The sequence below is a fragment of the Enterobacter cloacae complex sp. 394F7 genome (assembly GCF_057320385.1).
Window position 1 is genome coordinate 257,162 of the sequence record NZ_JBXWCS010000007.1, and the last position, 12,404, is coordinate 269,565.

Annotated in this window: 12 protein-coding genes; 4 read left to right on the top strand and 8 right to left on the bottom strand. The window is 55.7% G+C overall.

Features of this window, described 5'->3' with window-relative positions; genetic code table 11:
• Positions 1 to 7: 7 nt before the first annotated feature.
• From AC2FAK_RS12860 to AC2FAK_RS12870, 3 genes are all read right to left on the bottom strand, one after another.
• Positions 8 to 1,129: an amidohydrolase gene (locus AC2FAK_RS12860; RefSeq protein WP_038981844.1), complete on the bottom strand. Its 1,122-nt coding sequence runs from the start codon at positions 1,127 to 1,129 to the stop codon at positions 8 to 10.
• Positions 1,108 to 2,127, bottom strand: coding sequence for an LLM class flavin-dependent oxidoreductase (locus AC2FAK_RS12865; RefSeq protein WP_038981846.1), 1,020 nt, complete (start codon positions 2,125 to 2,127; stop codon positions 1,108 to 1,110). Before AC2FAK_RS12865 ends, AC2FAK_RS12860 begins: the two co-directional genes overlap by 22 nt.
• 110 nt (positions 2,128 to 2,237) lie before the next feature.
• Complete coding sequence (locus tag AC2FAK_RS12870; RefSeq protein WP_095455271.1) at positions 2,238 to 2,777, bottom strand: AAA family ATPase; 540 nt, start codon at positions 2,775 to 2,777, stop codon at positions 2,238 to 2,240.
• Positions 2,778 to 3,159: 382 nt separating this feature from the next.
• Here AC2FAK_RS12870 and ansP point away from each other — a divergent pair, with 382 nt between their 5' ends.
• Complete coding sequence (gene ansP / locus AC2FAK_RS12875) at positions 3,160 to 4,656, top strand: L-asparagine permease (protein ID WP_095455272.1); 1,497 nt, start codon at positions 3,160 to 3,162, stop codon at positions 4,654 to 4,656.
• A 93-nt stretch (positions 4,657 to 4,749) separates the two neighbouring features.
• Here the strand turns inward: ansP and yncE are convergent, their stop codons facing one another.
• A complete protein-coding gene (gene yncE / locus AC2FAK_RS12880; RefSeq protein WP_020689165.1) occupies positions 4,750 to 5,811 on the bottom strand; it encodes a 7-bladed beta-propeller protein YncE in 1,062 nt (353 codons plus the stop codon).
• A gap of 244 nt (positions 5,812 to 6,055) precedes the next feature.
• Between yncE and pqqU the strand changes: the two genes are divergently transcribed.
• Positions 6,056 to 8,170, top strand: a complete 2,115-nt coding sequence (gene pqqU, locus AC2FAK_RS12885) for a TonB-dependent receptor PqqU (protein WP_095455273.1) — start codon at positions 6,056 to 6,058, stop codon at positions 8,168 to 8,170.
• 138 nt (positions 8,171 to 8,308) lie between these two features.
• Here pqqU and AC2FAK_RS12890 read toward each other — a convergent pair whose 3' ends face one another.
• From AC2FAK_RS12890 to AC2FAK_RS12900, 3 genes are all read right to left on the bottom strand, one after another.
• Complete coding sequence (locus AC2FAK_RS12890; protein ID WP_013096488.1) at positions 8,309 to 8,977, bottom strand: GntR family transcriptional regulator; 669 nt, start codon at positions 8,975 to 8,977, stop codon at positions 8,309 to 8,311.
• A gap of 254 nt (positions 8,978 to 9,231) precedes the next feature.
• Positions 9,232 to 10,272 (bottom strand): NADP-dependent oxidoreductase, encoded by a 1,041-nt coding sequence (locus AC2FAK_RS12895; RefSeq protein ID WP_058651299.1) that lies wholly within the window; start codon positions 10,270 to 10,272, stop codon positions 9,232 to 9,234.
• A 65-nt stretch (positions 10,273 to 10,337) separates the two neighbouring features.
• Entirely contained in the window at positions 10,338 to 10,913 is a 576-nt protein-coding gene (locus AC2FAK_RS12900; RefSeq protein ID WP_013096486.1) for a helix-turn-helix domain-containing protein, read from the bottom strand.
• A gap of 150 nt (positions 10,914 to 11,063) precedes the next feature.
• Here AC2FAK_RS12900 and AC2FAK_RS12905 point away from each other — a divergent pair, with 150 nt between their 5' ends.
• Both AC2FAK_RS12905 and AC2FAK_RS12910 read left to right on the top strand, forming a co-directional pair.
• Positions 11,064 to 11,582, top strand: coding sequence for a GNAT family N-acetyltransferase (locus AC2FAK_RS12905; RefSeq protein WP_013096485.1), 519 nt, complete (start codon positions 11,064 to 11,066; stop codon positions 11,580 to 11,582).
• Complete coding sequence (locus AC2FAK_RS12910) at positions 11,579 to 12,028, top strand: DMT family transporter (protein ID WP_023621252.1); 450 nt, start codon at positions 11,579 to 11,581, stop codon at positions 12,026 to 12,028. The genes AC2FAK_RS12905 and AC2FAK_RS12910 overlap by 4 nt, the downstream gene beginning before the upstream one ends.
• A 3-nt stretch (positions 12,029 to 12,031) precedes the next feature.
• Here the strand turns inward: AC2FAK_RS12910 and AC2FAK_RS12915 are convergent, their stop codons facing one another.
• The gene (locus AC2FAK_RS12915) at positions 12,032 to 12,265 is read right to left on the bottom strand and encodes a YdcY family protein (RefSeq protein ID WP_095455274.1); all 234 of its coding nucleotides are present in this window, start codon (positions 12,263 to 12,265) and stop codon (positions 12,032 to 12,034) included.
• Positions 12,266 to 12,404: the final 139 nt, after the last annotated feature.

Consider the following 12,404-nt stretch of genomic DNA (forward strand, 5'->3'; position numbering starts at 1 on the left):
TTCTGAATTAAACGTGTTGCAGGGCTTTTTCCGCAAGCTGTGCAAAATAACGGGCAGCCGGCTCAATCAATGCTTCGTCCGGATTAAAGGCCGGGTGATGTAAACCATACGGGCTATTGCTGCCAATGCTGACAAACGCGCCGGGGATCTGCTGCAGATAGACTGCAAAATCCTCTCCGCCCATATGCAACTCGGCATGCTGCGTTTCATACCCCGCTTCCCGGGCGACCGAGGTGGCAAACGCCGCCCAATGCTCGTCATTGACCAGCGCAGTCGGCCCGGCATACCAGGTGATATCAATCCGGGCACTGAAGGCGCTGGCGAATCCGGCAGCGATTTCACCGACACGCGCTTTGACGTTCTGTTGAACTTCCGTGCGATGCGTGCGCAGCGTCCCTTCCAGCTCAACGCTTTCCGGCAGGACGTTCCAGGTATTGCCGCCCGCAATGCGCGTTACGCTCAGCACAACGGAGTCCAGCGTATTCACGTTGCGACTGGCGACGCTCTGCAACGCGGTAACAAGCTGGCTTGCCAGCACAATCGCGTCGTTGCCTTCATGAGGCCGTGCGGCATGAGCACCTTTGCCGGTAATGCGGATCACAAACCGATCGACGTTGGCATAGAACGGCCCGCCGCGGGTGGCAAATTCACCCACCGGCAACCCCGGCTCGTTGTGCATCCCGAAGATGGCGCTGACGTCACGTAACGCCCCGGCCCGCACCATGCTCTTCGCACCGCCAAAGTTCTCTTCGGCAGGCTGGAACAGGATCCGCACGCGGCCGTTGAGCAACGCTTCACGTTCTTTTAGTTTTAATGCCGCCCCGAGGATCACGCTGGTGTGGATGTCGTGACCGCAGGCGTGCATCACTCCTGCACGCTGCGAGCTAAACGCCACCCCGCTGCGCTCTTCGATCGGTAAGGCATCAATGTCCGCCCGCAGGGCAATCAGTTTGTTGCCGGTGCCGATCTCCGCCACCAGCCCGGTAGGCAAGTCATAAGGTAGCGGCGTAATACCGGCATGGGTCAGCCACTGGTGCAAACGGGCGGTTGTTTCCACCTCCTGGCCCGACAGCTCCGGGTGCTGGTGTAGCTCACGACGCCAGGCAATCAGTTGTTCGCCAAAACGCATACGTTGACCTCCCTGTTAAGTCGCGCCTGCGCCAGCAGACGCAGGGACTGCACGCGCGCGGCGCCGTCCGCAACCGGTGTGTCGATAATGAATTCGTCAATCCCCCACTGATGATGCAGAGCGTCCAGTTGTGCCAGTACCGACTCAGCGGTCCCGGCCACCAGCGACTGCGCGCGACGCGCTATACGCAGCGGCTCGCTGCCTGCCTGACGCGCAAACGCATAGGCTTGCTCTTCGCTGGCCACCGTAACGCGCTGGCCGTTTGCCAGCTCCACGCCCCAGACTTCAACCTTTTGTGCCAGCGAGTGCGCCTGGGCCTGAGAGTCCGCCACAATGACCTGCACCGCCACAATCACCTCCCGGGCGCTGTGTTCCCGCCAGGTGGTGATGACCTCGCGCAGCAGGTCGGGATCGCCATTCAGGTGAGCGGCAAAGACAAAATGCCAGTTGAGCTTTGCGGCCAGCAGAGCACTTTCGACACTCGCCCCCAGCAGGAATCCCTGCGCCGGAACCGGCGGCAGCGGCGTGGCGCGCACCGCCTCCTCCGCGGACTGATTTTCAGGACGGATCCAGCTATCGAGCTGCGCCAGCTGTTCGGCAAAACTGCCCTTTTCCTGCTGATTCAGACCGAGTTGCAACGCGCGGGTGGAGAGCGGCAGACCGCCAGGCGCTTTTCCAACGCCCAGATCCACGCGTCCGGGAGCCAGGGCAGCCAGGAGATTGAAATTTTCTGCAACTTTATACGGGCTGTAGTGTTGCAGCATGACGCCGCCCGATCCCACGCGGATACGCGTTGTCTGCCCGAGGATCCAGGCAATCAATAACTCCGGCGAGGGGCTGGCCAGCTGTGGGGTGTTGTGGTGTTCGGCAATCCAGAAACGGTGATAACCGAGAGTTTCCGCCTGTTGCGCCAGCGCCAGGGTTCGCGCCAGCGCATCGGCGGCTGTTTCATTTTCAGCGATGGGGCTTTTATCCAGAATGCTGATTCGCCAGGACATGTTGCGTTCTCGTTTGACTTAACATGTCGTTATTAATAAAGGCGTATTTCACCGCTGAGAAACAATTAATTTACATTTGGTTTGCCGGAAATCAGATATATAAAACCCTGTTAAGAATAAGACTTTAAGGAGGAAATCAGCGTTTCCGCCTGAGCGCGGCGGGTAATACGGATAAAGCATATGTGTGCGTATTCCGGGTTTTGCATATCGACCTGATAACGCCTGCGGTTGTTGCGCCAGGTTTTAATCGTCCAGATGATAATGGACTCTCTGCTGAGGAAGGCGCGCCGGAAACTCTCTTTATTGCCCGTTCCAGGCCAGAGTTCGTGTTGATGCCAGGCCCGCTTGATCGCCCGGATAACGGCCTGATACAGCGTACGGACAAATCCATAGTCCACCCAGACGACCAGATCCACATTGCGCCATTTAACGGGGCGCGTGCGGTTATAGTTGCCATCGAGCACCCAGTTTTGAGAAGCGCTTAATGCATGCTCCAGTTTTTCCAGAAACGCATCATCTGCTGTGCCCTGCCAGTTTGGGCGCCAGTAAAGCCTGTCCATCTCAATATAAGGAATAGCCAGCTCATCAGCGATCCGTCTTGCCAGCGTGGTTTTTCCACTTCCGCTGGTGCCGATTACATTAATTTTCACCGTTAGCCTCGTTCTGGCAGAATAAAAACCAAACCGATCATAGCGTTTACCTTCCGCTAGTTCCACTGAGCAACTGATAAGCGCCACTGATGTTTAAATCATCAATCCGCGAATCTTTTGTCTAAAAACTCACCACGATTCAGCGCGTTGTGATCCCCGTCTGCTCTGACCACACGATTTCCTTCGACGTGCATCACTTTCGGCACGGTTATATTTTGCGTCGCTTATCAATTGCAGGTAGGATGCCTCGCCATGTTTCGCCTTATCCATACGCAGAATGACTGGGAAGGCGACATGTGTTTGCGCAGAAGCAATCGTTTGTATGCTCTCTGCCAGGCAGGACTATCACGATAATGGTTCAGACAGGCAAACAGGTAACTCAATGAAAACAAGCAATAAAAGCGCAGCCGATCATCATGCTGCTAAACGTCGCTGGTTAAACTCCCATGAAGAGGGCTACCACAAAGCGATGGGCAACCGTCAGGTTCAAATGATCGCCATCGGCGGCGCTATCGGTACAGGTCTGTTTTTAGGTGCTGGTGCACGTCTGCAGATGGCTGGCCCGGCTCTCGCCCTCGTCTATCTGGTGTGCGGGATCTTCTCCTTCTTCATTCTTCGCGCGCTGGGCGAACTGGTACTGCATCGCCCTTCCAGCGGCAGCTTTGTCTCTTACGCCCGCGAATTTCTCGGTGAAAAAGCCGCCTACGTCGCTGGCTGGATGTACTTCGTTAACTGGGCGATGACCGGTATCGTCGATATCACTGCCGTTGCGCTGTATATGCACTACTGGGGCGCATTTGGCGATATCCCGCAGTGGGTCTTTGCGCTTGGCGCCCTGGCGATTGTCGGCACCATGAACATGATCGGCGTGAAGTGGTTCGCCGAGATGGAGTTCTGGTTTGCACTGGTAAAAGTGCTGGCGATTGTGATTTTCCTGGTCGTCGGTACCGTCTTCCTTGGCAGCGGTAAGCCGCTGGACGGCAATGCAACCGGCTTCCATCTGATAACCGATAACGGCGGCTTCTTCCCGCACGGTCTGCTGCCGGCGCTGGTTCTGGTGCAGGGCGTGGTGTTCGCCTTTGCCTCTATCGAGCTGGTGGGTACGGCGGCGGGCGAATGTAAAGACCCGCAGACCATGGTGCCAAAAGCCATTAACAGCGTGATCTGGCGTATCGGTCTGTTCTATGTGGGTTCTGTGGTGCTGCTGGTTCTGCTCCTGCCATGGAACGCCTACCAGGCGGGTCAGAGCCCGTTTGTGACCTTCTTCTCTAAACTGGGCGTGCCATACGTGGGCAGTATCATGAACATCGTGGTGCTGACCGCGGCGCTCTCCAGCCTGAACTCTGGCCTCTATTCTACCGGCCGTATTCTGCGCTCCATGTCGATGGGCGGCTCTGCGCCGAAGTTTATGTCGAAGATGAGCAAGCAGCAGGTACCATATGCCGGTATCCTGGCGACGCTGGTGGTCTACGTTTTTGGCGTGTTCCTGAACTACCTGGTACCGTCCCGCGTGTTCGAGATCGTGCTGAACGTGGCCGCGCTGGGGATTATCGCCTCCTGGGCCTTTATCATGGTCTGCCAGATGCGTCTGCGCAAAGCCATTAAAGAGGGCAAAGCGGCTGACGTGAGCTTCAAGATGCCAGGTGCTCCGGTGACCTCATGGCTTACCCTGCTGTTCCTGTTCAGCGTGCTGGTACTGATGGCGTTCGACTACCCGAACGGCACCTATACCATCGCCACCATTCCGCTGCTGGCCGTTCTGCTGATTGCCGGCTGGTTTGGCGTGCGTAAGCGCGTGCATGAAATCCACAGCACCGCGCCGGTTCATCATGACGATGAAAAACACGACGGCCCGCTGGTGGAAGAGACCTCGCGTTAATAAAAAAAGCCGGGTGGCGGCTTCGCCTTACCCGGCCTACATTTCAGGGTTTTGTAGGCCCGGTAAGCGCAGCGCCACCGGGCAATGCCCACATTAGAGCGCGATACGTACCACATCGTCAGGCTGAGTCGCTTCCTGCTGACGGGTGGATTTCTGTTTCACCGTCACGTACAGCGTTTTGCCATCGGCAGAGAGCGCCAGGCTGTTTGGATAGACCGGCGTGTCGAAGGTTTTCGTCACTTTGTAGGTTTTGGTGTCAATCACACTCACCTTTCCGGCTTCACGATGCGTCACGTACGCTTCGTTGCGCGTCGGGTTAAAGAGCACCGCCAGCGACTCTGGCGTCGCAATCTTCTCAATCACGCTGCCATCCTTCAGGCTCACCACCAGCACTTCCGGCTGTTTTGAATCGGTCAGGAAGGCACGCTGCCCGGCCGTATCCAGACTCAGGTTCAGATAGAAGTGCTCTTTACCATCATCCTGTACCTTTTTGCGGCTGATGATTTTGTTGCTGGCGGTATCAATTGTCACCAGTTCGCCGTCGGCGTTGGTGGTATAGAGTCGTTTCGCCTGCGCATCCAGCGCCAGGCCGGTACCGTAAGTACCGGTATTGGCGATGGTATCCTTCAGCTTCAGCGTTGTGCCATCCACCACCCAGATCACGCTCTCTTTACCGACCCCGGTGATGTACACGGTGTGGGTGGCATCATCCGCCACCAGCTGGCGTGGCTGCAGCGGTTTGACCGTGTCACTGCGTTTGCGGTCGTCCAGAACCAGGCGCCCTTTCACCTCGCCCGTTTTGGCATCAATGGCGGTCACGGCACCGTTGATGGTGTTGCCCAACCACAGCGTCTGGGAGGCCGAATCCAGGGTGGCGCCAAACGGTTTAAGATCGTTATGAATAACCTGCGTCACGTCCAGTGTGACCGGATCGAGGCGATACACAATTCCGCCTTTATCCATTTTACGGCTTTGTGATGTCGCAACCCACAGCGCATTCTCCTGCTGGCTCACGGCCATTTCATACGCGCCTTTGCCTACCGCTTTGCGCAACATCTCTTCGCCAGCATGCACCTGGAAGGTACCGGCAAGCAGTAAAGCGCTACACAACAGAGAACGACGCAGACGCGGCGAGCACAGATGACGTAAAGACATAACAATTCCTTTTTCACAAGAGGGGGTGTACTGCTGACATCACTTCCGGTCGGCAACGTCATGGCATTGCCGTTTTGTTAATGAGAATAGTAATCATTAATCAGCAAAATGTGGAGTTTTTCTTTTCCGTTTCGCCTTTCCTTAACGCAATGTGCGGTTATAGTTTTCAAAGCATTTACAAAAGTTTTAACATATATGCACATGTTCCATTTGGTACGTTTCTTATCCTTAACCGGCTTATTTCATGAAAATCATTTCTGCCCATAGGGCTACGCTTCCACTGCTGCTGGCTCCTGTTATCTTTTCGCCCCTCACCGCAATGGGCGCGGATGAACAGACCATGATCGTCAGCGCCACCCCACAAACGGTATCGGAGCTTGATACCCCGGCGGCGGTCAGCGTCGTGAACGGCGATGATATGCGTCACGCCGCGCCACGCATTAACCTCTCGGAATCGCTTGGTAGCGTCCCGGGCCTGCAAATTCAGAACCGCCAGAACTACGCCCAGGATCTGCAGCTGTCGATGCGTGGGTTTGGTGCACGCTCCACCTTCGGGGTGCGCGGTATTCGAATATACGTGGACGGGATCCCGGCGACCATGCCAGACGGCCAGGGCCAGACCTCTAACATTGATCTCTCCAGCGTGGAGAGCGTGGAAGTGCTGCGTGGCCCCTTCTCTGCCCTGTATGGCAACGCCTCCGGCGGCGTGATCAACATCAACACCCAGACCGGTCAACAGCCGCCGACCATTGAGGCCAGCAGCTATTACGGCAGTTACGGTACCTGGCGCTACGGGATGAAAGCCACCGGCGCGATGGGCGACGGCACACACGCGGGCGATGTGGATTACACCGTATCCACCACCCGCTTCACCACCAAAGGCTACCGCGATCACAGTGGTGCGCGGAAGAATCTCGCCAACGCCAAACTGGGCGTGCGGATTGACGATGCCAGCAAGCTGACGCTGATCTTTAACAGCGTGGACATGAAAGCCAACGATCCGGGTGGACTGAATTACCAGGAGTGGCAGGATAACCCGCGCCAGTCTCCGCGTGGCGATCAGTACAACACGCGCAAAACCATCAAGCAGACCCAGGCCGGGCTGCGCTATGACCGCCAGCTCAGCGCGCAGGACGATCTCAGCGTCATGATGTACGCTGGCGAGCGCGAAATGACCCAGTACCAGTCGATCCCTTATCAGCCACAGCTGCGCCCCTCCCACTCTGGCGGCGTGATTGATATGCAGCGTCACTATCAGGGCATCGATACACGCTGGACGCACCGCGGCGAACTGCTGGTGCCGGTGACCTTTACCACCGGCCTGAACTACGAAAACATGAGCGAAGATCGTCGCGGGTATGAGAACTTCGTGATGAACAACGGCGTACCGGAGTACGGCGTAAAAGGCGACAAGCGCCGCAACGAACGTAACCTGATGTGGAACGTCGATCCTTACCTGCAAACCAGCTGGCAGTTAACCCAGAAACTCTCTGTGGATGCCGGGGTGCGTTACAGCTCCGTCTGGTTTGATTCCAACGATCATTACGTTACGCCAGGCAACGGTGACGACAGCGGCGACGCGAGCTATCACAAGTGGCTCCCGGCCGGGGCGGTGAAGTATGCCGTGACCGACGCGTGGAACCTTTACGCTGCGGCAGGTCGTGGATTTGAAACCCCCACCATCAATGAACTCTCCTACCGCGCGGATAACCAGGGTGGGCTGAACATTGGCCTGAAACCGTCCACCAACAATACTTATGAAGTGGGTAGCAAAACCCGCATCGGCAATGGCCTGCTGACCGCGGCCCTGTTCCGCACCGACACCGACGATGAAATTGTGGTGGATGCCAGCTCTGGCGGACGTACCAGCTACAAAAACGCCGGTAAAACCCGTCGTCAGGGGGTGGAAGTTTCCCTCGATCAGCAGTTTGCTGAAAACTGGAAGCTGAAAATGGCATGGACATATCTGGACGCCACCTACCGCACCAACGTCTGCGGTGATGACAACTGTAACGGCAACCGGATGCCGGGTATTGCCCGCAATATGGGCTTTGCCTCGTTTGGCTGGCAGCCTGAAGAAGGCTGGTACGCGGGTACCGACGTGCGTTACATGAGCGATATCATGGCCGACGACGAAAACACGGCAAAGGCTCCGTCCTACACGGTGGTCGGTCTGAATACCGGGTATAAGTTCAACTATGGCAACTGGGGCCTGGATCTCTTTGGTCGCGTTGATAACCTGTTCGACAAAACGTATGCCGGCTCGGTGATTGTCAACGAATCCAACGGGCGTTATTACGAACCTGCTCCGGGTCGTAACTACGGCGTTGGCCTGTCGGTTGCTTATCGTTTCGAGTAGGACTAAAACAGGCATTTTATTGCCTGTTTTTCTCTTTCGTAATCTTAAATATCGTTCCTGATGGCGTAGAGCCATCAGGACTAATTCATGGGGTGAATGTTTTACGACGGAAATATAGATTGGCTGCTAAATAATTCCTCAGCTAAAATATTGACGCTGTAAAAGTGAATTAGCTTCATCAATCAGTTTATCCACCGCTTTCTGGCTGGCTTCAACATCCCCTCTTTCCAGTGCCGCAAGTAACTCCTCGTTGTGATACGCCGACGCTTTGATGTCGTTGAGCTCCTGATGCAGATAGTTAATACAGGGCCCGATGCGTATCCACAGCTGCTCAATTAATGCGCTGAGCGTTGGCATCTCCGCATACTGATAAAGGGTGAACCGAAACACGCGATTCGCGTGCAGCGCCTGCTGAACATTGCCGTTGCGCATCGCCTCATGAAAGGCATCCGACATTTTGCGCAACGTCTCAAGCTTAGCTGGCGTCATATGCTGACAGGCGGCCGCTACCGCCATTGGTTCCAGTTGTTTCCTGATAGCGGTGATCTCGTTATAGCGTTCCAGCGTGACCTCCGGCACCAGAAACGCCTGCGCCGGTGTGGCCTGCAGCGCCCCTGAGGAGACCAGACGCAAAAGTGCCTCACGAACCGGTGTGATACTGGTTCCTAATTTATCCGCAATCTCTTTGGTAATCAGTCGAGCGCCAGGTTTCAACGAGCCTGTAATTAATGCCCCTTTCAAACTGATTTCAACTTGCATGGTAAGACTGATTCTTTGCGCTTTCTCTAAATGATCCAAATCAAGCATGTTCAATTCCTGTAGCTAAAACTTAATGCTATTTATTAACGTCAGTTTAAATAAACGACGTTGGTCCGATATATCCTGTATCGTCATGCCTGGTGGTGGGAAATGCGTATAAACATCAAAAAGTACAAACACGGGTTTTTTATCGCTCTTTGGCTCATCCGCAAGGAAGGCACGAAAGCTGTGTAGGTTTAATTAAAGACAATATATCGTATCTTCACAAATAAATATGGCGGGTTACCCCGCCATAATCTTGTTTATTTATTGTCTGCCGCGACGCGAATCACGACTTTGCCAAAGTTTTTGCCTTCCAGAAGGCCAATCAGCGCATCCGGTGCGTTTTCCAGCCCGTCGGTCACCTGTTCACGATAGTGGATTTTACCCTCCTGCACCCAGCGCCCCATCTCTTCCTGGAACTCTTTGATACGGTGTCCGTAATCCTGGCCGATGATAAAACCCTGCATACGAATGCGTTTTTTCAGGATGGTGCCCATTAACAGCGGCAAACGATCCGGCCCCTCAGGCAGACCGGTGGCATTGTAGCCGCTCACCAGACCACATACCGGCACCCGCGCGGAGGTATTGAGCAGCGGGAGCACGGCGTCAAAGACCTTACCGCCAACGTTTTCATAATAGATATCAATACCGTTCGGGCAGGCGTTCTGAAGCTGCGTGGCAAAATCATCGGCATGATGATCCAGACACTGGTCAAAGCCCAGCACCTCAACGGCATGGCGGCATTTTTCTGCGCCTCCGGCCACACCGATGACCCGGCAGCCTTTGATTTTACCGATTTGCCCAACCGTCGCACCTACGGGCCCCGTTGCCGCGGCAACCACCAGGGTCTCACCCGCTTTGGGTTGCCCGATATCCAGCAGCCCCATGTAGGCAGTAAAGCCCGGCATCCCCAGAACGCCCAGCGCCCAGGAAGGATGGGAGGGATTTTCGCCCAGTTTGACCAGGCCACTGCCGTCAGAGAGGTCGTACTCCTGCCAGCCGCTGTATCCCAGCACCCATTCCCCTGCTTTAAAATCCGGATGACTGGACTGCTCAACGCGGCTGACCGTTCCGCCGACCATCACCGCACCAATTTCAACCGGCGGCGAATAGGAAGGCGCATCGCTCATGCGGCCGCGCATGTACGGGTCAAGCGAAAGCCAGATCGTACGCAGCAGAACTTGTCCTGCCGCCGGTACCGGAACCGGCTGCTCTTCGAGACGAAAGTTATCCGCGACCGGCGCGCCATGTGGACGCGAAGCCAGTACCCAGCGACGATTTTGCGAAACAGATTGATTCATCAGAGACTCCTTATGGTACAGATGTCCATTGATCCTGGCTCATGATCCGCCTGAGCGCCTTAACATTACGAGCCAGACTGGTTAAGACGAACCACCAGATAGACGCAGGGTTCATTGGTTTCGTTAATGAACCGACAGTCATTGGGCGGCCCGAGCTCCAGACAATCCCCGGCCTGCATTTCGTGGCGGGTGTCGCCTTCCTGAAAGACCAGCTCCCCGGACTGCAGCCAGATCAGCTGGCGGGCCAGCGCATAGGACGATGCGGGCATCGGCACATCGCTTCCGGCGGGCAGTTCAACCTGGACAAGATCGATGGGCAGATCGGTGCGCGGTGAAACGTGGCGGCGCAGGTAATGGGTTTGCGGATCGCGCCAGACGGGCTGGTTAGCAAGGCGCAGCAGTTTACCCTCCTGCATCTCCGCTCTTGCTATCAGCGTTGACATGCTGATACCGAACGCGCCGGATAAGCGCGCAAGCAGCGTTGCCGTCGGGCTGCTGTCGCCGCGCTCAATTTTGTGGATCATGGCGCGCGAGACGCCTGCCCGATCGGCGAGTTCGCTCAGCGACCATCCGCGCGATTCGCGTTCAAGGCGAATTCTTGCGCTAATCCGTTGATTCATCGTGTCTGTTATGGTGTTCATGACGTCATACTATAGTGTATGAACGGTATTTCAATGAGGTTTTAATAACAAAAAAATCGGGCTTATACCGTAGCCATCTGTCCGGGTTGTTGTGTAATATCGTAGCAATAACGTAATAACATAGTAAACAACACATTCAGGGGTTCCATCATGATCGTTCGTCATGCCTGCAAAGAAGACTGCGCCGCTATTGGTGAAATTTACAACCACGCGGTGCTGCACACCGCCGCGATCTGGAACGATACCACGGTCGATACTGATAACCGTATCGCATGGTTTGAGGCCCGCACCCTCGCAGGTTATCCGGTTCTGGTAAGCGAAGAGAATGGCATCATCACCGGCTATGCCTCCTTCGGTGACTGGCGCGCCTTTGACGGTTTTCGTCATACGGTAGAGCACTCGGTTTACGTCCACCCGGATCACCAGGGCAAAGGCATTGGCCGTATGCTGATGAAGGCGTTGATTATTGAAGCCCGTGACATCGGCAAGCATGTGATGGTGGCGGGGATTGAAGCGCAGAACCACGCCTCTATCCATCTTCATCAGACGCTTGGCTTTGTTACAACGGGTCAGATGCCGCAGGTGGGCACCAAATTTGGCCGCTGGCTGGACTTAACCTTTATGCAGCTGCAGCTTGATGAGCGCAGCGATCCGGATGCGATTAAATGAACCAATCACTGACGCTGGCTTTTCTGGTGGCGGCGGGCATTGGCCTGGTGGTGCAAAATACCCTGATGGTGCGCATCACCCAGTCCTCCTCCACCATACTCATTGCGATGCTGCTGAACTCGCTGGTCGGCATTGTGTTGTTTGTCAGCATTCTGCTGTTTAAACAAGGGGTCGCGGGGTTTAGCGAGCTGGCATCCACGGTGCGCTGGTGGACGTTGATCCCCGGGTTGCTGGGTTCATTTTTTGTTTTTGCCAGCATCAGCGGTTACCAGAACGTTGGCGCGGCGACAACCATCGCCGTGCTGGTGGCAAGCCAGCTCATCGGCGGGCTGATAATGGACGTGCTGAAAAGCCATGGCATCCCGCTGCGGGCGCTGATCGGCCCGGTGTGCGGTGCAGTAATGCTGGTGGTGGGCGCGTGGCTGGTGGCCCGACGCCAGTTTTGAACATTACAGAATAACGCCGCCTTTGGTGAGCTGCTCCTGGCGCGCCTCCATCTCTTCTTTATGTTGCTTACCGTGGTGCGAAATCGCGGTACGCAGGCGCTGCTGCTGGGTATAGCGTTCTTCGCGGTTCAGCTCAGCATCATCGCTCAGTTCAATCAGCAGTTCGTTCATATGTGCAATGACGCTTTCGTCAATCGCGGCATCCACACGGGCGATAACTTCGTTTAAATGTGACATTGTCACTCCTTTTTCGTTGCCGGGTGGCGGCTACGCCTTACCCGGCCTTGTATTATCCTCCCGTACAGAAAGAACCGGCCAGTTCTTTCTGTCAGGCAGTCCACATGCCGTACCCGGCCTTAGGCCACGAGCCTGTATT

Bases quoted from the DNA above. Each gene is read 5' to 3' on its own strand.
- AC2FAK_RS12890 (WP_013096488.1), bottom strand. From the start codon at position 8,977: ATGCTTGATTTGGATCATTTAGAGAAAGCGCAAAGAATCAGTCTTACC.
- AC2FAK_RS12905 (WP_013096485.1), top strand. From the start codon at position 11,064: ATGATCGTTCGTCATGCCTGCAAAGAAGACTGCGCCGCTATTGGTGAA.
- AC2FAK_RS12900 (WP_013096486.1), bottom strand. From the start codon at position 10,913: ATGAACACCATAACAGACACGATGAATCAACGGATTAGCGCAAGAATT.
- pqqU (WP_095455273.1), top strand. From the start codon at position 6,056: ATGAAAATCATTTCTGCCCATAGGGCTACGCTTCCACTGCTGCTGGCT.
- yncE (WP_020689165.1), bottom strand. From the start codon at position 5,811: ATGTCTTTACGTCATCTGTGCTCGCCGCGTCTGCGTCGTTCTCTGTTG.
- ansP (WP_095455272.1), top strand. From the start codon at position 3,160: ATGAAAACAAGCAATAAAAGCGCAGCCGATCATCATGCTGCTAAACGT.
- AC2FAK_RS12915 (WP_095455274.1), bottom strand. From the start codon at position 12,265: ATGTCACATTTAAACGAAGTTATCGCCCGTGTGGATGCCGCGATTGAC.
- AC2FAK_RS12910 (WP_023621252.1), top strand. From the start codon at position 11,579: ATGAACCAATCACTGACGCTGGCTTTTCTGGTGGCGGCGGGCATTGGC.
- AC2FAK_RS12865 (WP_038981846.1), bottom strand. From the start codon at position 2,127: ATGTCCTGGCGAATCAGCATTCTGGATAAAAGCCCCATCGCTGAAAAT.
- AC2FAK_RS12860 (WP_038981844.1), bottom strand. From the start codon at position 1,129: ATGCGTTTTGGCGAACAACTGATTGCCTGGCGTCGTGAGCTACACCAG.
- AC2FAK_RS12895 (WP_058651299.1), bottom strand. From the start codon at position 10,272: ATGAATCAATCTGTTTCGCAAAATCGTCGCTGGGTACTGGCTTCGCGT.